We start from the raw sequence: 23,560 nt of genomic DNA on the forward strand, positions 1-23,560 counted from the left end.
GGAAGTACGCTTCTCTAATTATTGTTGGAGAATTTATTATCTTTTCATTCTCAAACCAGAACTACGTTTAACCCTTGTGTTAGGCAACATTAAAAACAAACGCTTTGAAAAAAACAAACATCCTTTTCATAATTATAATTTTCGGATTTTTAAGTTGTAATAACGAACAGAAAAAACCGGTAGTTAAATACTCATCAGAAATAGTTTCAAACCCAACCCCATTTGCAAAAGGAATAATTTCAACTGAAAATAACAGTGAATTTGAGTTAACATTTTCTGCTGATGGACTAAAAACCTACTTTTCTAGAAGAGCACCCGAAGAAAAGCAAATGATTTATGAGAGTGATTTTAATAATGGTAAATGGTCAACACCAAAACTTGCCGAATTCTCAACTGATAGAGACGAAACAGCTATGATAACGCCAAACGGAAAATTTCTTTTTTTTGGTTCAGAGCGTGAAATCCCAAACAAGCCGAATAAAGGAAATTTTGATATGAATATTTGGATGATGGAAAAAACAGACAAAGGCTGGAGTAAACCAAAACCATTACCTGAACCAATTAATGCTGTTCAAATAGAAAAAGAACAATGGCCATCTTCAAACAATAATTTCTTTTGTTCTAATGATAACGAAACTTTTTATTTCACAACTATGATGCGTGGAACAAAAAGCATAAAACTTTATGAAACAAAATTTGATGGCAAAGTTTTTTCTGAACCGAGAGAAATTGAAGGCATTTGGGATGACGAAAAGTTTTGGGTTTATTCGGCAGTAATTTCACCTGATGGAAAATATTTGCTTTTCAATTCTTACGATGCACCAGGTGGAAAGGGTGGCGAAGATATTTTTGTCTGTAAAAAAACAGAAAATGGATGGAGCAAAGCAAAACCTATCGGACAGTTGATCAATTCAAAAAATGAAGAAAGTAGTCCAAGATTCTCGAGAGACGGAAAATATTTCTTTTTTAGCCAATCAGAGAATTTAGGGAACTATGAATATGGAGAATGGAGCATCTTCTTTGTCGAAACTGAATATCTGAATTTGGAAAAAATATTTGAATAAAAAACGTTGCCTAACACCGTGTATAATTAATTGCTAGTACTCGCCCACTTACGAAAATTAGTTTAATTTTAAACGGCTGGATTTCTACGGTCGAAAATTCCGCTGGAATTTTCAACGCAACGAAATCATAGCCGAGACCGTTAGCAGCAATAAATTCTAAAGTAAATGTCAAAACTCTCATCTATCCAAATTATTTCATTCTTGACACTACCATTCTTAATTTTCAGTTGTCAATTTAGTCAGAAACAACCAGAGTTAGATCATCAATCGAAGGTCAAAGCAGACTCAATTCAAAATCAACAAAATCAACAAAATCAACAAATAGTGAAATTTGTCGAAGAGCTTCTCTTCGCGGCAGGAAACAAAAATGTCGATGCAATGAAAGAATTGATTTACGATGAGGCCATTGTAGGGAACACATCCCTAAGTAATGAGAAATGGATGACTAAACATTGGACTGTTGATGAAATTTATGAAATATACAGTGCCAATCAATCCATACCTTATTTAGAGATCGTTGATGATTATGAGATCATTGAAACTGAGCGAATGGCCCTGGTAAAGGCCGATGCGATTATTAACAGATTTGGGGTGCCTGGAAAACGAGAAATAAACCATATAACGCTTATAAAATCAGATAACCAATGGAAACTTTTTAGTATTGCTTGGTCAGTTCACGAGCAACCTAAAGAAAAATTAAAATTTGACATAAACCTTTTTGCACAAGGTTATGCCCAGGTCTGGGGTAGTCAACGACCTGAGTTTGTTGCGATGTTTTTTGAGGATGACGGAGCATTGCAGGTAAACGATGGTGAACCAGCTATTGGGAGAAATGAAATTTTCAATGTTGCACAAAGTTTTATGACCAAATTTCCAGATATGAAGGTAAGTTGTGACAGTTTAGTTCACAAAACTAATGGAATCGAATTTCATTGGACCCTAACTGGAACCGATACTGATCCACAAGGAAAAGGACATAAAGTGAAAGTTAGTGGATTTGAGCTTTGGACAATGAGCGAGAATAATCTGATTAAAGATTCAAAAGGCACTTTCTCCTCTGAAGAATACAACCATCAACTCGAATTTGGAATCGATAATTAAATACTGCTGCTAACACCGTGTATAATTAATTGCCAGGTAACTACCGACTTACGAAAATTCCGCTGGAATTTTCTATCTGTGATTATTTGCTAACTTTAGAGCTTAAACACGCAACGAAATCATACACTTTACCGTTGTCTATAATACAAAGGAATAATGTTCTTTGAAATAATAATTTAGAAATTCAAAAAAAATTAATTCTATAAACCATTAACCTATTGGTACTTATTTTATTCACTAATATTGGATTTAAGATGCAGATCCATTTGAGGAAATGCAATTACTATATTATTGTCAGAAAAATTCTTATTAATTAGTCTTCTAATGTCACTTTTCATTTTTCCAATTCTAAAAATATTTGCACTGAAAAATAAAAGTTGAAAATCTAATGATGAGCTTCCAAAATTTAACAAACGAGCTTCAATCAATTTCTTATTGTGAATTTCGGGATGTTCAAAGGCACTTTTTTCTAAATTTTTAATCACAAAATCAACATCACTTCCATAAGCTACACCAACATTAATTTTAAAACGGGTTTGATGTGATTGATGACTCCAATTAATTACTTTACTAGTAGTAATCAAAGAATTTGGAATAATAATAGAAATATCATCCCTATTCATTGCTTTGGAAGTTCTTAAACCTATACTTTCAATTATAACTACATCATTATCAATTTCTAAAACATCTCCCACTTCTATAGAGCGTTCTGAAAGTAATATAATACCAGATATTACATCGTTAAATGTTTGCTGCAATCCCAAACCAATACCTACTAATAATGCGGCCGAACCTGCTATTAATAAAGTAACTTTAATACCAATGGATTCTAATACTAATGCGATTGCAATAATCCATACGATATATTTAATAATTTTTAATAAGGCATAGGTGCTTCCAGTATCTATTTTGCTAGATTTATTTTTACGAAAAAATGCTTTTTTAAGTACCCAAAGTATTAATTTAGTCACAACAACGATTACTAAAATACTAACCAATTGAGAAACTTTTAGTGTGTAAGTCCTTAAAGTAAAGATTTCAGATTCTAAAATTTGATTTAATGTTTCCATTCTAATTTATAACTAGCCAATCTATTTATCAGATTTAGTGCTTCGTTATAAGGTAGTTTAAATAATATATCTTTATTACGATTTCTAACTATTTCTACGAATATAATACGAGACACTTTCAAAATAGTACTATAGACAACAACGTGTATAATTAATTGCTTTGGCAAGTGCTTATTTGGAAAATTCCTTCGGAATTTTCTCGCGTTCGTTTTTGTGTATGGTTAGTTGCTGAAACACGCAACTAACCATACACAAAAACGTTGTGCTTCATTATACGGACTTCCCAATTCAAATAATATCATATCTTTAAAGAAACTAACCACTAATGATTAAATTCTTTCGAAAAATCCGTCAAAAATTGCTGACTGAAAATAAATTCAGTAAGTATCTGATTTATGCAATCGGAGAAATCATACTAGTTGTTATTGGTATTTTGATTGCTTTGCAATTAAATATTAGTCGAGAGAATAGTGATTTAAGAAAAAATGAGATTGTACATCTAAATAATATTCTTCAGGATTTAAATCAAGAAGTAATTGCTTTAGAAAAAATGATAAAATTTAAAGAAAACCAATCTAAAGCTTCTGATACTATAAGGGATTACATTGATGGAAAAAGACAACAAGATTTAGTCTCTTTCAATAAAAATCAGTTCAGAGCATTTATTTGGAGAGTTCATCACCCAAACAACAACTCATTTAGCGAACTTAAAAGTTCCGGTCAATTGTCATTAATTAATAGTAATGAAATACGACAACATCTTTTAAATTTAAATTCAAAATATGTGCAACTTGCAATGATGGAAGAACATTTAAAATATGAGTATCACGAATTCCTTTATAAAAAAAATATTAATTCTATCGATTATGAGCTAATGTTTAATAGGAAAAAAGTGAATTTTGATAAAAATGATTCCATTTTATTAAAGCAGAATATTGAAATGATTAAAGGTGATAAAAGTTTAAAAAATACATATGTTTTAGCTTCATCAAATAATTCCTACATAGCATCAATTTGTAAAAATATTCTAGACATAGTAGAAAAAACTATAGTATTAATTGAAGAAGATATTGAAAAATAACGAAAGCACAACACCGTGTATAATTAATTGCTAGTTCACTGCCGACTTACGAAAATTCCGCTGGAATTTTCTATCTGTGATTTGTTTGCTAAATTAGTTGCTAAAACTCGCAACACACGAGATACTAAAAGCGTTGAACTGGCGAAGCTAAACCATAAACAAACACGTTAGCTTCAATTATTCGAAACGAAAATTTAATAGTTATTAAATAAGGAAGACGGTAATTTTATATAAAACAGGGCGATATCCGAAAAGCCAAAAGAGTAGGAAAAATTAAATATAAAAATAATGGAAAATTTATTATACCTGGCACAACTTATCGTTGCAATATCTGTGGTATTTGTTTGGACGTTTAGATTTCATAATGTATTAAAAGAATTCGAACAATTTGGATTAAGTGATTTAACTCGAAGTTTAGTAGGAGCAACAAAAATAGCTTTAGCAACATTGCTTGTTGCAGGCATTTGGTATTCTTCACTAGTTCTTATTCCATCTATTCTTATGGGATTATTAATGATAGGCGCTCAATATTTTCATTACAAAATAAGGAATCCATTTATTAAACATTTACCATCTCTAATTCTTTTAGCCCTAAGTGCTTTCATAGCATATTCATCAATCTAAAAAACAAGCATGCTTATAGTTACAATATGTACTTTAATATCAAGTTTGTCATTTTTTGCTTATGCTTTTTCCTATTTTAACGCACCGCATATGAAAAATGAGTTTAAACGTTTTGGGCTAGAAAAAATCGGATTAACAATCGTTGTTTTAGAAATTATAGGAGCTTTGGGCTTGTTAGCTGGGCTTGTATTTAATTTTATCTTAGTGATTTCATCCCTTGGACTTGCGTTACTCATGCTCGCCGGTCTCATAGTAAGATTAAGACTAAAAGATGATATTTGGATTTCTCTACCAGCTTTATTTTATATGATTTTAAATACATATATATTTTGTTCATCAATGAATTTAATGACTAATTGAAATATTAAGTTCATAACTCTGGAAATATTGTAGTGATAAAATTTAGATGATTGAATAATAATTAAAAAACAGAAGCTAAAAACGTGTATAATTAATTGATAGTACTCTCCTACTTAAGAGAATCTTCGCGGATTTTCTATTCGGTTTGTATTTGTTAAATTAGTTGCTGAAGCACGCAACGAAATCATGCACAAACTCGATGAGAACGCATTATTCATGTCATTCCTATTGTTTTTTAAATGAATTCATGTGTTCGCTGTGCTTGTGACACCAAAGGCAAACATTAAAAACAAGAAAAATGGAAAGTTGGAATTTTAAAATAGAAAAGAGACCAAATGAAATTACTGAAAGATTAGAATCGGAACTTAATTCTATCGGTGGGTTTGTGTTTGACAGAAAGAATCCGACAACTTTTAGCTTTCGGAAACGAGTTCTTTACCCTTGGTATATGGCTTTTCAAAATTGGACTGTTGTTAACGGAAAGCTGTCGAATGACAATACAAACAATACCACAAATGTAAAAATCTCTTTTAATCAACATTTTTTGATTCAATTGATAGTTTACACTCACATAATTTTAGGATTGGGACTTATTCTTGGATTGTTTATATCTACAAAGAACGAGCCATCGACTTATATTGTAGGCGGATTAATTATCGGTTTTGGAGTAGTTATTTGGATAGCTATAAAAAGAAAGTTTAAAAAAGATACTGAAAAATATAAAGGACTGATAACTGAAACATTTGGACTATAAAAATAACGTTTGCCAACAACGACTATAGTTTATTACGGCTGAAATTGCTTACGCCAGTTCGCACTTTGTGCTCGTGTACTAATCGGAATTTCAAGTCTTTTTGCTATTTTTATGGTTACGGCGGAATGAAACTCGCGTACCATTCCGCAACGAAACCATACACTAACACGTTGTAGGTAATCTGGAAAATGAACACAGAACCAATCATAGAATACTTTTCAAATCTTCTACCTTTAGATAGTAAAGAAATAGATGCTGTAAAAACTGCATTTGTAGAACGTAAAATTAAACGCAGACAATTTATACTTCAAGAAGGTGATGTTTGCAAGCTAAATACTTTTATTGTAGAAGGTTGTTTTAGAATGTACTATGTTGATGAAAAGGGTAAGGAACATAATCTACAATTTGCGGTAGAAAATTGGTGGATTGGTGATATTGGTAGTTTTCATTCGGAAGAACCAAGTAAACTCTATATAGAGGCTATAGAGAATTCAATTATTCTTCAAATAAAAAAACAAGACCAATTAGACTTGTTTATCAACTATCCGAAATTCAATCAATTATTCAGAGTGTTTACTGAAAACGCCTTAGTAGCCTTTCAAAGACGTGTATTGCAAAATATTAGCTCAACAGCCGAAGAACGTTATCTCGATTTTTTAAAACGTCATCCATACTTCTTCAATCGCATTTCTAACGTTCAAATAGCATCATTCTTGGGCGTAACACCAGAATTTCTAAGTGTTATTCGAAAAAATATTTCAAAATCTTAATCTACATTAAGAGTCTTTCTTAAAGTACCTTATAGGTAAATCTTTCCATTCCATCACATCTTTGTAGTGTTAATAATCAATACTATAAATCATGAAACAATTAGCAATTATTTTAATGGCAATAATATTTTTAAGCTCTTGTCAAAACAAATCAGAAAATTTAATTAAAAACGCAGAAACAATGGAAAAATTAGCAAAACAAGAAATCGTAAATTTATTAATGACCTACAAAGGGACATTAAACAATTCTAACGCAAAAAAAGCAACTTCACTTTATACAAAGGATGGCGTTTTTATGCCAACTGGAGCACCTTCTGGTATTGGTACTGAAGGTATTTTAAAATCTTACAAATTTGTATTTTCTCAAATTCAATTGAACATAGAATTTTTTATTGAAGAAATTCAAGTGGAGGGAAATATGGCTTTTGCTGTAACTAGTTCAAAAGGTACAGTTAAAATACTTGTAAATGGAGCTGAAGCACCTGAAGCAAACAGAGAGCTTTTCGTATTCGAAAAAGTAGATGGGGAATGGAAAATTGCACGCTATATGTTCAATAAAACAAAATAATTTAATCAAAACTATAACCTTAAAATATGAAAAATATAATTTATAATATTAGTAAGATTGGTAAATATCTGTATGCAATACCGATGGTTATTTTTGGACTATTTCACTTTTTGAATGCCAATGTGATGGTAGACATGGTTCCAATTCCGGGTGGTGTTTTTTGGATATACCTAACAGGCACAGCATTAATTATAGCCGGAATTTGCATAATAATCCAAAAATTTGATGATTGGTCTAGTTTTTTGCTGGCAGTCTTACTCTTTGCATTTGTATTAACAATGCACTTACCAGGTATATTAGCAGGTAGAGAAATGGCACAAATGTATATGACAAATTTATTAAAAGACCTTGCTTTGGCAGGAGGTGCTTTAATTTATCTGAATTCCAAAAATTCAAATGTATGAATTGTTTGGAGTAGCCAAATAAAGGATTTAGTTGCAAGCGAATGTCTGAATAACAAAAGACTACCTACAACAACGTGTATAAGTAATAGCGATTTGAGTTATAACTCAAATCGCTATTCTTTTTTATTTTGTAAATTACTTTCAGAAAAGTAGTGGTATTTAATTCGCTACTACTCATACACAAGACCGATGAGAACACATTCGCCAAAGGCGAACTTTAATTACTACGTGCTTTCGCACTCTCGTCCTTAAAGTAAATGTGTTCTCATCTCAAGGGTTAAACCAAATTACACAAGTGACTTTACAATAAACAATCGCCTTAGACAGGCTTCGAGCCAAATCGAGCTTGCGAGATTCATGAGCTCAAAAAATAAAATAAAATCTTGGCGAATAAAACGTGTGCCATCGTCGGTTAAAAGTAATTTAGTTCAGAGCATTTCAATTGTAATAAATCTGTATTCATGAATGCTTCGCATTTGGCCCTGGCCCTCGAATTCTTAATCTAATAAATTCTAAAATTTACACCTCGCTCCGCGAGGCTAATTGACGACCAATAATTAGAAATTATATGGAAGTCCACTTATTTAATTATTGTTTAAGATTTTATTATCTTTTCATTCTCAAACCAGAACTACGTTTAACCCCTGTGTTAGACTTCATTATGAACAACTAATAACCAATTTAAATTTTTAGTTTAACGATTGTATTTAGTTAAATTTAAATTCAAAAGAAATTAATGAAATATTACATCTACTTATTAGTACTTATCGGATCGATTTTAATGGTGAATCAACATGCAATTGCACAATCAACTGAGTCCCAAACAGAGCAATTTCAAAATCGAATAGTAGATTCCATATTTTCTAAAACTTTAAGTGAAAGCCGTGACTTTTGGGTAAGATTACCAGCTAATTTTCAGCCAGATAATAATGAAAAATATGCCGTAATTTATCTAATGGATGGATTTTCACTAGAAGGCACTTTAGAAGCTGTTTATGGTAATTATTGGGGGCATTATCTTCCACATATGATACTTGTTGGGGTTTCTAATCGCAGCAACCGGGTAAGAGATTTAACTACTTCGCAGATAAAAATGAGACGCGGTAGTGCATTCAATAGTGAAACAGGAGGTGCAGAAACCTTTATTAAATTTATGGAAGAGGAACTCATCCCATATATTGATAGTAAGTACCCAACCATGGCTTATCGTACCTTAATAGGGCATTCTTATGCCGGTTTGTTTACTATAAATATGTTGGTTAATCATGCACATATTTTTCAAAATTATATAGCGATAGATCCGAGTTTGGATTGGGACGACCAGAAATTATTGAAGGAGGCAAAAGAAAAGCTAAGTACAGCAAGTTATGAAGGCAAATCCCTTTATGTGTCTTTAGCAGCAGAGCAGCTACATATGTGGAATGAAGAAATAACCATGGAGAATATTATGGATGACTCTTCAGAGTTTACTTTGTCTGCACGTTCAATCATTGAGTTTTCAAATTATACTAAATCTCAAAAACAGAATGGATTAAATTTTTCATGGAAGGTCTATAATGAAGATTTACATGGTACAGTTCCGTTACCATCAATAAGAGATGGGCTGATTTTTCTTTTTGAATGGTATCAATTTAAATCTCCACAAAAATATAATAATCCAGAAACCCCTATAGAAGAATTGGTTTCGCTATTAAAGGAGCAAGAACAAATTTACACTGAACATTTTGGTGTTCCCACTGCACCAATGATAGACGAAATGTTAAATGGCTACGGCTACATGAATATGCAAATGGGACAACCTAAGAAGGCGTTCATGTTTTTTGAAATGAATATTAAGTATAATCCAACAAGTGCAAATGCTTATGATTCGATGGCTGAGTATTATGAATCTCAAAACGACAAAGAGAATGCCTTAAAATACTTAAACAAGGCCTATGAAATAAGTGGTGACGATTACTATAAAGAAAGAATTGAAGCTCTAAATAAAAAATAACGAAAGGCTAATAACGTGTATAATTAATTGCTTGGGTGTCTAAGTGATATTCGGGAAATTCAGAGAATTTCCTTCAGACTCGTCCCCTTTTGTTATAGTAGTTGCTAATCACAACTAACCAAGCACAAGACTGTTAGAAGCAATTTAAACGAAATGAATCCGAATACTATGTATAACATAAAATATAGAAATACCTTGATTGTCTTGACTGTTCTAATATTTCAATTTTTTGGATGTAAACAGGTACCTGAAAAATCCCAAGATGTTGGGAAATTAGGTAAAGTGAATTTTCATCATGTCCATCTAAATGTTACAGACAGAGATTCAACTATTGCATATTATCAAAAATACTTTGGTGCAACTGAAGTAAAATACCGAGATCGCGTGGATGCTCTTTTTACGGAAAAATCGTTTTTACTAATGAATCTTGTCGATACTGCACCACCAACACATTTGGGTTCTAGTTTATGGCATATTGGTTGGTCTGGTGTAGATGGTCAATCTGAATTTGACTGGAGAGTCAAAGAAGGAATAGCAGTACATACACCCATTACGCCTCTTGGCAATAATTTTTACATGTACTTTCGTGGCCCAGAAAAGGAGATAATCGAAGTTTGGACTGGGAATAAAAACCATAGATTTGAACACATACATTTACTATCAACTAATGTTGATAAAACTATGAACTGGTTTGAATCCCATCTTGGCTTGATTCCAGCATCTGAAGAAGTGAAATACTTTGGGAAGAACGAGTTTCGGCGGAAATGGAATCGATTAAAAATCAATAATATTAATATCATCGTGTTTGGTAAATCAGTTGGGGAAGTATCATGGTGGCCTAACAAAGAAATTAAACCAACTGATGGTAGCGCAATCGATCATATTGGTTTTTCAACTGAAAATATTGAGCATCTAAGGAATAAAATGAGATCTGATGGGCTGGATATAGTACATGATATAAAAATTGATCCTATTCATGGTATGAAAAGTTTTTTTGTTAGAGGTCCAGACAGTCTGCTAGTAGAAATAGTAGAGGAAAAGCTAATTCCGGAAGGTATCTGGCACTGATAACCCGAATAGACTAAACATTTTAACAAATTGACAAAAAACTGTTGCTAACAATGGCTATAATTCATTGCTTATTCTCGACTACTTACGAAAATCCTATCGGATTTTTGCTACGCACAGTTCACTTTGTTCGTCTCTATTCGATGTTTATTTGCTAAATTAGGTGCTTAACCACGGAACACACGAGATAATGAAAGCATTGAACTGGTGAAGACAACTATTAAAACTAAGAGATTTTTGTTCGACATTTTACAAAAATGGCGGATACAAAAACGAACTAGTGAAAATAATCAGCGAAGCTAAACCATACAGAAGAGCGTTGTGCTTCATTATAACTAACCAATAACGAATGGTATTATCGAAACACAATTTTACAAAGCAAAATCAAAGGTCTGGTAGAACTTTGGTTGAGATAGCCGCTTGCGGATTTATTAAATGCTTAAATTAGGTTTATGATTAAGTTTTTTAGACGAATTCGCTACGACCTTATGGAGAAAAATAAAACTGGAAAATATTTAAAGTATGCGGTTGGTGAGATTGTTCTTGTAGTTATAGGAATACTTATTGCTTTGCAGATCAATAATTGGAATGAAGCTAAAAAGTATACAAATGACAAAATGGAATTCTTAAATGGCATTAAAAATGAATTACAATTAGATTCTAAAAGAGCGGATACATTAATCCTTAGATATCAAAAACACCTATCTTATTTTAATATGGTAGATTCTACTTTCGACCTTCACGAAGTAGATTTGATCCCATTACTTGATTCCAGTAATGTGTTGAATTACAAAAGGTTAATGAATAAACCCTCCCCTTTTGTACCAAACAATGGAACATACCAATCATTTATATACTATGGTTCTGTTAAAATTGTAAAAAATAAAGAGCTTATAATCGATTTACAAAAATATTATTCAATTATAGAGGATTATAATTCTGGTATTTATGAAAAGATTAATAGTATTGAGTCACAATTAAATTGGAAAAGGGCGTACGAAAAAAAATATGAACCTTATAAAACTATAGAAGATCTAAATGACAAGCAGTTCATAGCTGAGTTAAATCAATTTTTTAACAAAATACATGATTATTTAAGACTGTTATTCTATGTTAAGGAAGAGGCCAATGAATTAATTATTGGGATAGATAATGAATTGAATAAAAAATAACGAAAGCACAACAACGCGTATAGTTCATAGTTTTTAAGGATTATTCAGGAAATTCTGCCGAATTTAAACACTCTTGGTCCTTTTTTCCTAACTTAGTTTATCAACACTACAATGGATACACGAACACGTTGGCTTTAATGCTAAAAAATAATTGCGATGCCATTAAAAAACGTAAAGCTCTCACAATATTTCAGCATTTTTGGAATAACAGTTTTATTCATGTTCCTATCTGGTATATTAATGTTCTTTACATTTGATTTAGAAGAAAATAGTATAAAACTTAGTATCCAAATATTTTCCATCGGATTATACGTTGTGGTAACTTATTATATAAGTAATTATTATTTTAAGAAAATCAATTTAAATCCACCGAAGTTAATTGGAATAAACTTTTCTTTATTCATAACTATACTAATTGGGATTTTGTTTGCCTTGCTAATACAATTTCCATATAGAATTTACGCCACAATTAGAACAGGGGATTTTGTATACCTTCTTTTGGCTTTTAAAATAGAGAATTTTATTGAGGCTCTAGGCGCTGGAATATTTGAAGAAATTACATTTAGAGGTACATTATTAAATTTCTTTAACCAAAAGAATAAGAAATATTTAGGCTTAATTATTTCTTCTCTGATTTTCGGCTTAATCCATATTGGAAATGCACTCGTAGGAGTAGAAGTATCTTTTATTTACGTTGTATATATTATCCTTTATGGTTTCTTATTTGGTCTAATTTATTTAAATTTTGGACTTATTGCTTCAATTACAGCTCATGTCGTTGGCAACTTTCTTATTGGTGGATTTATTAAACCTAACAGAACTGGTTTTTATTATACTTTAGCAATAATTATAATTTTATGTGTTTGGTTGTTTTTTAGAGATAAAAGAAAACAATGTAATAAAAACACTAAAACCAACAATGTGTATAATTTATAGCTAGTTAGAGCCTACTTACGAAAATTGCTTCGCCAGTTCGCTAAGCTCGTGTCCGCTGGAATTTTCTATATTTGATTTGTTTTCTAAATTAGCCGCTGAAACGCGTATCACACGAGACGCTGAAAGCGTCGTACTGGCTAAGACAACTATTAAAACTATGAGATTTTTGTTCGACATTTTAAAAAAATGGCGGATACAAAAACGAACTGGGGAAAATAATCAGCGAAGCTAAACCATAAACAAACACGTTGCCCACAATATGAAAAAATTACTCGCAATAATGATAATTCTGACTTTGAACTCATGTTCTTTGTTCAAAGAAAAAGGAATTGAGATGGAAATTAAAAACAACTCAAACAAACCGATAACCGACGTGGAATTTACAACATCGGAAAGATTGGAAGTGATAAAAATTGATAGAATTCAGCCAAATGAAAGCGTGACAGAATTTTTATCGATGGTACAAAATAAATCTGATGGTTTTTACTGGTTGACATTCACTCGGTCGGATGGAAAAAAGGAAATAAGTGGTGGTGGATATTATACGAATGGAGAATCTCTAGACAAATGGGTGAAATTTGAAATAAAATCTGATACAACATTTTATAAATTTAGTGGAACTGGATATTAAAAATACAGTGGGCAACAATCTATAACCGCAATTACGGCGAATTCGACTACGTCCGAATCCACTCGGAATTGCTAAAGACAAGGTCAAACCGAAAAATTGAAGCATATAAATCCGTAACTGAAGGTTATACAAGACCGATGAGAACACATTATTCATGTCATTCCTATTGCTTTTTAAAGGAATTCATGTGCTCGCTGTATCCGTGATGCCAAAGGCGAACTTTAATTACTATGTGCTTCGCACTCTCGTCCTTAAAGTAAATGTGTTCTTATCACAAGGGTTAAACCAAATTATAAAAGTGACTGTACAATAATCAATCGTCTTCGACGGGCTTCGAGCCAAATCGAGCTTGCGAGATTCATGAGCTCAAAAAATAAAATAAAATCTTGGTAAATAAAACGTGCACCATCGTGGGTTAAAAGTAATTTAGTTCATAGCAATTCTAAGGTAATAATTCTGTATTCATGAATGCTTCCATTTGGCCGTGGTCCTCGAATTACCAATCTAATAAATTCTACAATTTGCACCTCGCTCCGCGAGGTTAATTGACGACCAATAATTAGAGATTATATAGAATTCTGCTTCTCTAATTATTGTTTGAGAATTTATTTTCTTTTCATTCTCAAACCAGAACTACGTTTAACTCTTGTGTTGTGCTTCATTATAACCAACAAATAACCAATGATAAAATTCTTTAGAATAATTGGACAGGTTGCAAAATCACGATTTTCTTCGAAAAAACTAGAAACTGCAACTAAGTTGAGTAGTTTAAAACAAAATTAATTAACTTGTTAGTCTCATGCATGATATCTTTATAAGTTACGCCAAGAAAGACAAACAATATGCGCAATATATTGCAGATGTTCTGGCGCAAGAAGGTTTTGATGTATGGTGGGATATCGAAATACCTGCAGGTAAAACGTTTGATAGTGTTATTGAAAAAGCTATAGCAGAATCTAAATGTGTAATTGTTCTCTGGTCTCATAATTCTATAGGAAGTGAATGGGTGGCCGTTGAGGCTGCTGAGGGTAAAAAGCGAAATATTTTAATCCCTGTTCGTATAGAGGAAGTTGAAATTCCTTTGGCTTTTAGAAGAAGACAATATGTCGATTTAGTAAATTGGAATAAAAAATCAACGGATCCCTTATTTAGAAGATTAATAGAGGATATCCACCTTATAACCAAAAAGAATTGCTCACCAGAAAATGAGCTAATCGAACTGGTCAATCCACCAAACAAAAGACGCTTTACCAAAAAAAAGTCAATTAATAAATCTAGCATATTAAAACCAGTAATTTGGAAATACGTATTTATTGCATCTCTAATTATTGGCATATTTGGCAGTCTTGCTGAGATTATGGGTTATATAAATGTTTTTCCAAAAATTGGAACATCAGAAAAATATCAATTGACGGTTTTTGTCACAGACGAAGATGGCAATGTTGTACTTGAACATAGTGGAGAATTAAACACTTCTATCGGAAACCGTCCCATGAGAGAAACAATCGGAGAAGATGGAAGAACCAATTTTGGTGACATCCTTCCAGACTATCTTGGCGATACTATAACTATTGGATTTAAGTCAGAAGGTTGGGAACTAGCCAACAGCAATAACGTTTTTGTGTTTGATGGTAATCCCATTTCCTTGAAAATAAAAAAGGATAGTAGTTTAGGGATTATTAAAGGTGTGGTTAAAACACGAAACGGTCAGAATTTTATTGATAATGCAAAGGTAATGATTAATACAGATACCATAATACTTACAGATGTCAATGGCATTTTTAAGGTGACGTTACCATTAAACATGCGTGCAAATAAAGTCACAGATGGTTACAAGCTCACAATTTCAAAAGAGGGATTCGAAACCAAAAGCCAATATTTTTATCCGAAATCTTCTGATGCCGAAATCAGACTTACAAAAACCGAATAATATGAAAAGATTTGTTTTTCTCTTTGCCGTAACCATTCTATTTGCTCAGGTTCTAACAGCGCAAGAAAACAATACGCTCCGTGGGAAGATATTATTCCTTAATAGTGGCAAAAAACCTGCAGTAGGTGTTGAAATATCAGCCAGCATTAAAAGTTTAGAAAAGGCAAATGTTGTTTACACTGCAGATGATGGTGCATATAACTTAGTATTCCAAAATGCACGTGTAGGCTATCCTGTAAATATCTCTTTGGGGAATAAAGATGCTAATGGAAAGATCATAGAATTGGTTAATGACAAGGAAGTAGATATTTGCAAAGTTCCTGCCTATGCATCAGATGAGTTTGAAATAATCGTTTGTCTAAAAGGGGAACGCGACCGTGTTGCCCAACGATATTATAAAATCATAAAGACGTCATCGGACCGTGCTTTAGCTAAAAAAGAAAAAGAGTACAATCAGTTATTATCGGCTCAAAAAAAGGATTATGCTCAAATAAATACTATAACGGCGAAGCTTGCTAATCTTCAAAAACAGGCCGATTCTCTGATTATTTATAAGGAAGCTATAAACATTGCATCTATCAATAAAGATAATGCCTCGATACGGGTCTTACGCTATATTCAATTATTAGATGAAGGTAAAACTATACAGGAAGCAAGGGAAGCTCTAAGTATTAACGATGCAGCTTTAGACTTGGCAGCCAGCTCAAAGCTATTTAAAGCGGCCATTAAAGAATTGGAAACCCGTGCAGGTGCATCTGAGTCTATTTTTGATTATAAAGATGCCATCTTATGTTATGATACCATGATAAAGTATTCGGTAGAGCTAAATCTTGATAAACAAGAACTAGCGACATGGTACACTAAAACCGCTAAACTTTTTAACTCCGATGGTAAATTTGAAAAAGCATTGGAATATCTGCAAAAGGCCATAGACATTCAAGAAGTAGTTTTAGACTCCAAGCATCCTGATTTAACATATTCGTATGACAATATTGCGCTTGCGTACCAAGGCCTAGGGCAGTACGAAAAAGCATTAGAATTTCATCAAAAATCATTTGATATTAGAGAAGAAATTTTAGACCCCAAGCATCCCAATTTGGCGATATCCTATAATAATATTGGTACGACTTATCTATTCTTAGGGATGTACGAAAAAGCATTGAAATATCAGCAAAAAGCAACAGAAATTCAGGAAGCTATTTTAGACCCCAAACATCCTGAATTAGCCACATTTTACAACAATATTGGCAACATCTATAAAGATATAGGTCAATATGAAAAAGCGCTGGAATATCAGCAAAAATCTATTGGCATACGTGAAGAAGTTTTAGACCCTAAACATCCTGAATTAGCGCGTTCGTACAACAATATTGCTATGATCTATCAAGGTTTAGGACAGTACAAAACAGCCTTGGAATATCATCAGAAAGCTATAGGCATCCAGCAAGATATTTTAGACCCCAAACATCCTGATTTGGTGCTATCTTACAATGATATTGCTTTAACCCATCAATTCTTGGGTCAGTACAACAAAGCATTAGAAAATCAGCAAAAAGCCATAGCCATATGGGAAGAAATTTCAGATCTCAAGCATCCTGAGTTGGCAACTTTGTATGATAATATTGGCAGTAATTATCAAAACTTAAGGCAGTACGAAAAAGCACTAGAATATCAGCAAAAAGCCATTGTTATTCGGCAAGAGGTTTTAGACCCAAAACATCCTAAGTTGGCAGGGTCGTATAATAATATTGGTGTGACTTATCTCTACTTAGGGCAATTCGAAAAATCATTGGAATATCATAATAAAAATATTGCTATTAAGGAAGAAATATTAGATCTCAAACATCCCGAACTGGCAGGATCTTACGACAATATTGGCTATACCTATCGGTCTTTGAAGCAGTACGATAAAGCATTAGAATATCAGCTAAAAGCCATTAGTATTAGAGAAGAGATTTTAGATCCCAAACATTTTTCTTTAGCGACCTCGTATGGTAATATTGGCAGTACTTATGATTCTGTTGGAGATTTTGAAAAGGCACTGGAATATAAGCAAAAATCCATAGCAATTTTTGAAGATATTTTAGATCCTAATCATTCCTATTTGGCGATTTCATATCGGAATATAGCTTTTAGTTATAAAGGCTTAAAGCGATACGACAAAGCAGTGGAATTTCAGCAAAAAACCATTAGTATTTGGGAAGCAAATACAGACACCAAGAATCCTTCTTTAGCCAGATCATATGATGACATAGCATATACCTATCGCATTTTGAAGCAGTTCAATACAGCATTGGAATATCATCTAAAATCAATGGCTATTGCAGAACAAATTTATAAATCAAACAATCCTTCACTGGCAAATTCATATGATAATATTGGCAATACCTACACTTCTTTAGGCCAGTATACAAAAGCAATAGAATTTCATCAAAAAGCTTTGGTAATTAAGGAAGGTGCCTTGGAAGCTAATAATCCGTCTTTAGGATGGTCTTATAATAATATTGGCTTTGCATACACCAAAAACAATCAATTCAAAGAAGCTCATACCGCTTTCGCTAAGTTCGAAAAAATAATGCCCAATGAAGGCAGAGTCTTCCGTAACTGGTCAATGTACTATGCTATGAAAGATCAAAAAGAAAAAGCACTGCAACAGCTCCAAAAAGCCATAGATATGGGCTATAAAGACACGAACTGGTTGAAAACGGATAAAAGTATGTATAGCCTCCGAAAAGAGCAGGCTTTCATAGAAATAATTGAAAAGTTAGAAAAAGAATTAGAAAATAATTGAATAACGAAAGCACAACAGCGTGTATAATTTATTGCTTGTTCTCGCCTACTTTGGAAATTCCTGCAGAATTTCCAACTTGGTGTGTGTTTTCAGAATTAAATGCTAACCCACACAACTACTCATAGCCGAAACCGATGAGAACACATTATTAATGTCATTCCTATTACTTTTTAATGGAATGCATGTGTTGACTGTGCTCGTGACGCCTAAGGCGAACTTTAATTACTAAGTGCTTAAAGTAAATGCGTTCACATCGCAAGGTTAAACCAAATTATAAAAGTGACTGTACAATAATCAATCGTTTTCGACGGGCTTCGAGTTAAATCAAATTCAATTATCCACTTCCAAAATCACTTCAGAAAAATATAATTAAAAAATGATTAATTGTTACGAGCAATCATTAACAGTTCATGTTATTAAAAAATAACATCTAACAAGTTCTCCTGATAGAGGTATTAGAAGAAATAAACTTGTACTCAGTGCTATGTAGCATTTTGTTATATAACTTTTTGTTTACTGTAACAGGGATTTTTAGATATGGAAATTGAATCTTATAAGAATCTCCCTCTTGGCTTAGTATTCTTAATTTAATAGATTTTTTCTTCATAATCTAATGCTTTAAATATTAAACCATATAAATTTTATATCTGTTTTTTCTCAATAGTTTTAGATTTGTTAGTTTTTTTGTTTTCCGCTATTGGCGGAATTATGTATCTGCGATTATCATTAAAAAAATGCTGTCTCATGGCCTCCATTCGCTTCATAATCTCATCTACATTAGGTGTTCCTAAGGTTATACCATTCGAGAAAAAGTCATCCATTAAGAAATCATCTGAAAAAAATTGCCTCATTAAAGAATCGTGTTGAGTAAAACCACTAATACTCGGTGATTGAATCATTGAGAAACGCTTTTGCATTAAGGATTGCATCCTATTGATAATACTGTCGTTATCAATACCTTTCAGGCTCTCATAAGAAGACCAACTATAAACACTATCTAACCTTGTAAGATTCCCATTTTCATCAAACTCTTTATTAACCTGCCATGAACCTTCAGGGACAATATTCTCTTTATTTTCATCTTGTTTGGAAGTCTCATTTTTTTTCTGCTCTTCTACTTGCCCATTACAACTTATACTTAAAAATGTAAAAAGAAACAGATAAACATAACTTTTCATATCAATACGCTTTAAAGATTAATAGTTATTTTTTATTTGAAATAAATGAAAGTAAGGAAGCGATATAGCACCTCCTTACAATTTAAATTATAATTTAGGATATCGTTATTGTTCGTGGAGGCTTTTGTCTTGCCTCTTCTTTTTTAGGCAAATGAACACTTAAGATGCCATCATTATACTTAGCCTTTATCTTTTCTTCACTAACCGTTTCTGGTAAAGTAAAAGATCTCTTAAAGGCAGAGTAACCGAATTCTCTTCTTGTAAAATTATCCTCTTGGAACTCATTTTGATCTTTTATCTCAGATGAGATGGACAATAATTGGCCCTCTAAATGAATTTCAAAATCTGATTTTTTCATTCCTGGAACTGCCATGTCTACAAAATAGGCATCCGAAGTTTCTCTAATGTTAACTTTTGGCAGTGTCATTCCAGTATTAAAATTAGACGTGAAAACCGAAGCTACATCTCGATTAAAAATTTCGTCAATCCAACTTGACCAACTCGGGAAGTTTAAATTTGAATTAGTGTTACTTAAACTTCCATTTTTAGGAACATTAATTAAATTGCTCATAATAACAAATATTTAAATTAAACAATATTTCAAAAAGAAATCTATACTGATTTCGATACTAAAACGGCAAATTAAATGCCATTTTATATAAAATGTCAAAATGACATTTTTCTATAAACCGTGCAAAACACAGCAACATTTATAGTGCATTGCTCGGAAATTGCTCACGCCAGTTCACTTCGTTCGTGTCCTATTCGGAATTTCTGTCACTTCTGAAAAAGGGGTTCACTCCTATTTGCTATCTTAGTGCAAACGCAACAAACCATACAACAACACATTTTATTACGTTATAACCAACCGCTAACCAATGATATTATCAAGCCAAGATATACTTAGTAAATTAAATATCCGGTGGACATTTAGGCGAGATACCCGCTTGCGGACAATCTAAATGCTTAAATTAGATTTATGATAAAGTTTTTTAGAAAAATTAGATACGACCTTATGGATAAAAACAAAGCTGGAAAGTATTTTAAATATGCTATTGGAGAAATACTTCTTGTAGTGATCGGAATTTTAATTGCACTTTCAATAAACAATTGGAATCAATCCAGATTGAATGCTATTACTGAAACGAAAATTTTAGAAGAAATAAAAAATGATTTAATTGAAACACTAAAGGACGCAAATAATGATCTTAAAGATCATAATGAAATGCTTTCAAGTACTTTTAAAAGTATACAATTCCTTCAACAAAGCAAGGTTAATTTAGATACACTATCCAAAACACTAAGACGTTCTTTTGGTGATACTCGAACATACGCAAAATCTGGTGGTATGGAATATTTAAAATCTAAAGGTCTTGCCATTGTTAAATCAGATTCATTACGAAAGGCAATCACAGATTTGTATGAGTTATCTATTAAGAGATTAGATCAATCAGCTGAAGAATATGATAATGATAATGCGTTTGCACCCTATCTCAAATCATACTTTACAATAACAAGTGATCCCGTCCGGAATATAAAACCATCTTATTTAAACGATTCAATCCCTCTATACCGTTATAAAATTAAAGATTATAATAAAATAAAAATTGATAGCTCACTACTCACCGCCTTAAAAAATTTATCCTTATTTCGACTTCGAAAAATTAGGCGCACAGTGAGCGCAATAGAAAATATTAATTATGTGCTAGATTTAATAAACAATGAATTAAATAAATAACGAAAGCCCAACAACGCGTATAATGCATTGCTTCTTCCCTAACCTTACGCAATAATTGAGACATGCGCTAAAGTTCGTGTTTCATTTACTAACTTAGTTCAGACGCAACGAAACCATGAACGAACATGTTGTAAGCAAACTGAAAAACCAAATCCTGCGTGAAAATGAGAACGAGATTAAAAATGACAATATTTAAAATAATTCTAATCTTTGGGACTTTATCTATATTTTTTTCTTGCAACGGACAAAATAAATTTAAAAACTTAAATTCACCTGGAAAAGTTATTCCTCTTGGTGAAACTGTTTCTAAACTTGACCAAAAAATATTACTGATCTTCCAAGACTCTAATAATAATCTTTGGTTTGGAGGAAATGATAAAGGAGTTTATAAATATGATGGCAAAGGTCTAGTTCTTTACACTGAGAAAGATGGGCTTATTGAAAATAATATTTGGGGGATACAAGAAGACAGATTTGGAAACCTCTACTTCGATACCACAGAGGGTGTGAGCAAATTTGACGGGCAACAATTTACGGCTTTAGATATAATAGAAAACAACTCAGGCAAGAATGAGTGGAAGTTAGAACCGAACGATTTATGGTTTAGAATGGGATGGAATAATAGCGGACCTTATCGATTTGATGGGATACATTTATATCATTTACAATTTCCAAAAAATGAAATGGAGAATGAATTCAATTCTATTAATCCAAATGCTAGTTACAATCCTTATAGTGTTTATTATATCTATAAAGACTCTAAAGATCATATGTGGTTTGGCACTTCCAATTTAGGAATATATAAATATGATGGAAGTGATATTAGTTGGATGTATGAAAATCATTTAACACAAACACCTAAAGGCGGATCTTTCGGAATTCGTTCAATTATTGAAGATAAAGATGGATATATTTGGATTTGTAATTCGAAGTACAAGTACAAAATATTGCGAGATAACGTAAAAACTAACGACCTCAAACAAATAAATTATCAACGAGAGTTAGGAATTGAAAGTAAAGGCTTAGAAAGATTGTATTTTATGTCAATGACAGTAGACAATAACGGAGACTTATGGATGGTAACTTATGATAATGGTGTTTGGAGAAATAAGGGAAATGAGCTAATTCATTATCCTATTAATGATGGTGACACGGAAGTTTTACTCTTCTCAATTTACAAAGACAAACAAGGTACTCTTTGGCTTGGAACACATAATGCCGGAGTTTATAAATATAATGGAGAGTCATTTGAAAAATTTGAACTGTAGAAAGCCAGATTACAACACCGTGTATAAACCATTGCATGGTCACTGCGGACTTACGAAAATTGCTTCGCCAGTTCGCTAAGCTCGTGTCCGCTGGAATTTTCTATCTGTGATTTGTTTACTAAATTAATTGCTTAAAACACATAACACACGAGACACTGAAAACGCAGAACTGGCGAAGCTAAACCATGCACAAGACCGGTAACCTCCATTAAAGTATACTGACGAAAGATAGCACTATTCTTAAAAATATTATTTATTTACAATCTTGATCGTATGCGTATATATGCTGTGTAAAATCTCCCCATTTGATTTTCTCACCGAATTCAGTCTTCATAGCATCACAATCTCCAAAAATCTTTGGAAACAACTTTTTATATTTCGACTTTTTTACATAAATACCTTTTTCGTCGGTTCCTTTTGTTAAGTAATAGGATTTTGCAGTTTCTTTACCTAACATCCCAGCAATACTAGAATCTTTAGATTTAGCATCTACATAAACTTGGATATTACTATCAAATCCCGGATTTAAAAGTTGCATAAGTCTAGGCTTACCTTTTTTATCTAAAACTGTTCTAAAAATATAATAATCAGATTTCATGTCTGCATAAAACTTTATCTGCAAACTACTATCATTATTGGCATCACTACTTGACATATCTGACCAATTAGCCTTAATTTTAATTTCTTTAATGTCTTTTGGCTTGTACTTTAGATTTTTTTCTCCTTTTTTGAATACAACCACAGAAGTGATGCGCTGAAGACCAGAAGATGTTTGCACAGTAGCCAATCCCATTTCACCATCCAGTATCTCTCCATTCATCAATGTTAGTTCACTTTCGTTTGAAGAAAGGCTAGTGATTTCCATTTCAGGATAAAGTCTAAACTTTTGACAAAAAGCGACTTGGACAGAAAATAAAAATGCGAAAATTAAAAGTAAATTTTTCATAAAAGGAATTAATTGTGAATGGAATTATTTATGAAATTTACAAAATTTAAAACTAACATTAAATTATTTTTGAACTAAGAAATATGAATCCAGGTGCGCATCATAAAACAAAA

Annotated in this window: 22 protein-coding genes; 18 read left to right on the forward strand and 4 right to left on the reverse strand. The window is 32.2% G+C overall.

What is annotated here, in order from left to right:
- The first annotated feature begins 104 nt into the window (after positions 1-104).
- Both ACFWV9_RS15160 and ACFWV9_RS15165 read left to right on the forward strand, forming a co-directional pair.
- Positions 105-1,064, forward strand: a complete 960-nt coding sequence (locus ACFWV9_RS15160; protein ID WP_411896078.1) for a hypothetical protein — start codon at positions 105-107, stop codon at positions 1,062-1,064.
- Between the two features lie 165 nt (positions 1,065-1,229).
- On the forward strand, positions 1,230-2,165 hold the full coding sequence (locus tag ACFWV9_RS15165; RefSeq protein ID WP_411896079.1) for a nuclear transport factor 2 family protein: 936 nt from the start codon (positions 1,230-1,232) through the stop codon (positions 2,163-2,165).
- A 230-nt stretch (positions 2,166-2,395) separates the two neighbouring features.
- Here the strand turns inward: ACFWV9_RS15165 and ACFWV9_RS15170 are convergent, their stop codons facing one another.
- A complete protein-coding gene (locus ACFWV9_RS15170) occupies positions 2,396-3,235 on the reverse strand; it encodes a mechanosensitive ion channel family protein (protein ID WP_411896080.1) in 840 nt (279 codons plus the stop codon).
- A 325-nt stretch (positions 3,236-3,560) separates the two neighbouring features.
- Here ACFWV9_RS15170 and ACFWV9_RS15175 point away from each other — a divergent pair, with 325 nt between their 5' ends.
- The 14 genes from ACFWV9_RS15175 (at position 3,561) to ACFWV9_RS15240 (ending at position 18,317) form a co-directional block, all read left to right on the forward strand.
- Complete coding sequence (locus tag ACFWV9_RS15175; RefSeq protein ID WP_411896081.1) at positions 3,561-4,316, forward strand: DUF6090 family protein; 756 nt, start codon at positions 3,561-3,563, stop codon at positions 4,314-4,316.
- Positions 4,317-4,604: 288 nt separating this feature from the next.
- Positions 4,605-4,940 (forward strand): DoxX family protein, encoded by a 336-nt coding sequence (locus ACFWV9_RS15180; RefSeq protein ID WP_411896082.1) that lies wholly within the window; start codon positions 4,605-4,607, stop codon positions 4,938-4,940.
- A gap of 9 nt (positions 4,941-4,949) precedes the next feature.
- Positions 4,950-5,300, forward strand: coding sequence for a DoxX family protein (locus tag ACFWV9_RS15185; RefSeq protein ID WP_411896083.1), 351 nt, complete (start codon positions 4,950-4,952; stop codon positions 5,298-5,300).
- A 298-nt stretch (positions 5,301-5,598) separates the two neighbouring features.
- Positions 5,599-6,054 (forward strand): DUF423 domain-containing protein, encoded by a 456-nt coding sequence (locus ACFWV9_RS15190; protein ID WP_411896084.1) that lies wholly within the window; start codon positions 5,599-5,601, stop codon positions 6,052-6,054.
- Between the two features lie 188 nt (positions 6,055-6,242).
- Positions 6,243-6,824 (forward strand): Crp/Fnr family transcriptional regulator, encoded by a 582-nt coding sequence (locus ACFWV9_RS15195; protein WP_411896085.1) that lies wholly within the window; start codon positions 6,243-6,245, stop codon positions 6,822-6,824.
- Positions 6,825-6,915: 91 nt separating this feature from the next.
- A complete protein-coding gene (locus ACFWV9_RS15200; protein ID WP_411896086.1) occupies positions 6,916-7,392 on the forward strand; it encodes a YybH family protein in 477 nt (158 codons plus the stop codon).
- A gap of 26 nt (positions 7,393-7,418) precedes the next feature.
- Entirely contained in the window at positions 7,419-7,796 is a 378-nt protein-coding gene (locus ACFWV9_RS15205) for a hypothetical protein (protein ID WP_411896087.1), read from the forward strand.
- A 736-nt stretch (positions 7,797-8,532) separates the two neighbouring features.
- Complete coding sequence (locus ACFWV9_RS15210) at positions 8,533-9,789, forward strand: alpha/beta hydrolase-fold protein (RefSeq protein ID WP_411896088.1); 1,257 nt, start codon at positions 8,533-8,535, stop codon at positions 9,787-9,789.
- A gap of 153 nt (positions 9,790-9,942) precedes the next feature.
- Complete coding sequence (locus tag ACFWV9_RS15215) at positions 9,943-10,857, forward strand: VOC family protein (protein WP_411896089.1); 915 nt, start codon at positions 9,943-9,945, stop codon at positions 10,855-10,857.
- A 452-nt stretch (positions 10,858-11,309) separates the two neighbouring features.
- A complete protein-coding gene (locus ACFWV9_RS15220) occupies positions 11,310-12,029 on the forward strand; it encodes a DUF6090 family protein (RefSeq protein WP_411896090.1) in 720 nt (239 codons plus the stop codon).
- Between the two features lie 156 nt (positions 12,030-12,185).
- Complete coding sequence (locus ACFWV9_RS15225) at positions 12,186-12,965, forward strand: CPBP family intramembrane glutamic endopeptidase (protein ID WP_411896091.1); 780 nt, start codon at positions 12,186-12,188, stop codon at positions 12,963-12,965.
- A gap of 280 nt (positions 12,966-13,245) precedes the next feature.
- A complete protein-coding gene (locus ACFWV9_RS15230) occupies positions 13,246-13,596 on the forward strand; it encodes a hypothetical protein (protein ID WP_411896092.1) in 351 nt (116 codons plus the stop codon).
- Between the two features lie 799 nt (positions 13,597-14,395).
- Positions 14,396-15,526, forward strand: coding sequence for a toll/interleukin-1 receptor domain-containing protein (locus tag ACFWV9_RS15235; RefSeq protein WP_411896093.1), 1,131 nt, complete (start codon positions 14,396-14,398; stop codon positions 15,524-15,526).
- Between the two features lies 1 nt (position 15,527).
- A complete protein-coding gene (locus ACFWV9_RS15240) occupies positions 15,528-18,317 on the forward strand; it encodes a tetratricopeptide repeat protein (RefSeq protein WP_411896094.1) in 2,790 nt (929 codons plus the stop codon).
- Positions 18,318-18,958: 641 nt separating this feature from the next.
- On the opposite strand, the gene ACFWV9_RS15245 is transcribed toward ACFWV9_RS15240, so the two are convergent.
- Both ACFWV9_RS15245 and ACFWV9_RS15250 read right to left on the reverse strand, forming a co-directional pair.
- Positions 18,959-19,495 carry a hypothetical protein gene (locus ACFWV9_RS15245; RefSeq protein ID WP_411896095.1) on the reverse strand — a complete coding sequence of 179 codons (537 nt, stop codon included), beginning with the start codon at positions 19,493-19,495 and terminating at the stop codon, positions 18,959-18,961.
- Between the two features lie 94 nt (positions 19,496-19,589).
- On the reverse strand, positions 19,590-20,066 hold the full coding sequence (locus ACFWV9_RS15250) for an Hsp20/alpha crystallin family protein (protein ID WP_411896096.1): 477 nt from the start codon (positions 20,064-20,066) through the stop codon (positions 19,590-19,592).
- 408 nt (positions 20,067-20,474) lie between these two features.
- On the opposite strand from ACFWV9_RS15250, the gene ACFWV9_RS15255 reads away from it, so the two are divergent.
- Together ACFWV9_RS15255 and ACFWV9_RS15260 are read left to right on the forward strand one after the other, a co-directional pair.
- A complete protein-coding gene (locus ACFWV9_RS15255; RefSeq protein ID WP_411896097.1) occupies positions 20,475-21,233 on the forward strand; it encodes a DUF6090 family protein in 759 nt (252 codons plus the stop codon).
- 164 nt (positions 21,234-21,397) lie between these two features.
- Positions 21,398-22,501: a two-component regulator propeller domain-containing protein gene (locus tag ACFWV9_RS15260; protein ID WP_411896098.1), complete on the forward strand. Its 1,104-nt coding sequence runs from the start codon at positions 21,398-21,400 to the stop codon at positions 22,499-22,501.
- A gap of 253 nt (positions 22,502-22,754) precedes the next feature.
- Here ACFWV9_RS15260 and ACFWV9_RS15265 read toward each other — a convergent pair whose 3' ends face one another.
- Positions 22,755-23,447: a hypothetical protein gene (locus tag ACFWV9_RS15265; protein WP_411896099.1), complete on the reverse strand. Its 693-nt coding sequence runs from the start codon at positions 23,445-23,447 to the stop codon at positions 22,755-22,757.
- Between the last annotated feature and the right edge of the window lie 113 nt (positions 23,448-23,560).

The sequence above is a fragment of the Winogradskyella sp. A2 genome (assembly GCF_046762865.1).
Classification (GTDB): Bacteria; Bacteroidota; Bacteroidia; order Flavobacteriales; family Flavobacteriaceae; genus Winogradskyella.

What these genes read in the sequence shown, in the direction of transcription:
- ACFWV9_RS15245 (WP_411896095.1), bottom strand. Translation starts at nt 19,495, where the DNA reads ATGAAAAGTTATGTTTATCTGTTTCTTTTTACATTTTTAAGTATAAGT.
- ACFWV9_RS15250 (WP_411896096.1), bottom strand. Translation starts at nt 20,066, where the DNA reads ATGAGCAATTTAATTAATGTTCCTAAAAATGGAAGTTTAAGTAACACT.
- ACFWV9_RS15175 (WP_411896081.1), top strand. Translation starts at nt 3,561, where the DNA reads ATGATTAAATTCTTTCGAAAAATCCGTCAAAAATTGCTGACTGAAAAT.
- ACFWV9_RS15235 (WP_411896093.1), top strand. Translation starts at nt 14,396, where the DNA reads ATGCATGATATCTTTATAAGTTACGCCAAGAAAGACAAACAATATGCG.
- ACFWV9_RS15165 (WP_411896079.1), top strand. Translation starts at nt 1,230, where the DNA reads ATGTCAAAACTCTCATCTATCCAAATTATTTCATTCTTGACACTACCA.
- ACFWV9_RS15200 (WP_411896086.1), top strand. Translation starts at nt 6,916, where the DNA reads ATGAAACAATTAGCAATTATTTTAATGGCAATAATATTTTTAAGCTCT.
- ACFWV9_RS15180 (WP_411896082.1), top strand. Translation starts at nt 4,605, where the DNA reads ATGGAAAATTTATTATACCTGGCACAACTTATCGTTGCAATATCTGTG.
- ACFWV9_RS15170 (WP_411896080.1), bottom strand. Translation starts at nt 3,235, where the DNA reads ATGGAAACATTAAATCAAATTTTAGAATCTGAAATCTTTACTTTAAGG.
- ACFWV9_RS15195 (WP_411896085.1), top strand. Translation starts at nt 6,243, where the DNA reads ATGAACACAGAACCAATCATAGAATACTTTTCAAATCTTCTACCTTTA.
- ACFWV9_RS15230 (WP_411896092.1), top strand. Translation starts at nt 13,246, where the DNA reads ATGATAATTCTGACTTTGAACTCATGTTCTTTGTTCAAAGAAAAAGGA.
- ACFWV9_RS15255 (WP_411896097.1), top strand. Translation starts at nt 20,475, where the DNA reads ATGATAAAGTTTTTTAGAAAAATTAGATACGACCTTATGGATAAAAAC.
- ACFWV9_RS15190 (WP_411896084.1), top strand. Translation starts at nt 5,599, where the DNA reads ATGGAAAGTTGGAATTTTAAAATAGAAAAGAGACCAAATGAAATTACT.
- ACFWV9_RS15215 (WP_411896089.1), top strand. Translation starts at nt 9,943, where the DNA reads ATGAATCCGAATACTATGTATAACATAAAATATAGAAATACCTTGATT.
- ACFWV9_RS15260 (WP_411896098.1), top strand. Translation starts at nt 21,398, where the DNA reads ATGAGAACGAGATTAAAAATGACAATATTTAAAATAATTCTAATCTTT.
- ACFWV9_RS15210 (WP_411896088.1), top strand. Translation starts at nt 8,533, where the DNA reads ATGAAATATTACATCTACTTATTAGTACTTATCGGATCGATTTTAATG.
- ACFWV9_RS15225 (WP_411896091.1), top strand. Translation starts at nt 12,186, where the DNA reads ATGCCATTAAAAAACGTAAAGCTCTCACAATATTTCAGCATTTTTGGA.
- ACFWV9_RS15220 (WP_411896090.1), top strand. Translation starts at nt 11,310, where the DNA reads ATGATTAAGTTTTTTAGACGAATTCGCTACGACCTTATGGAGAAAAAT.
- ACFWV9_RS15240 (WP_411896094.1), top strand. Translation starts at nt 15,528, where the DNA reads ATGAAAAGATTTGTTTTTCTCTTTGCCGTAACCATTCTATTTGCTCAG.
- ACFWV9_RS15205 (WP_411896087.1), top strand. Translation starts at nt 7,419, where the DNA reads ATGAAAAATATAATTTATAATATTAGTAAGATTGGTAAATATCTGTAT.
- ACFWV9_RS15265 (WP_411896099.1), bottom strand. Translation starts at nt 23,447, where the DNA reads ATGAAAAATTTACTTTTAATTTTCGCATTTTTATTTTCTGTCCAAGTC.
- ACFWV9_RS15185 (WP_411896083.1), top strand. Translation starts at nt 4,950, where the DNA reads ATGCTTATAGTTACAATATGTACTTTAATATCAAGTTTGTCATTTTTT.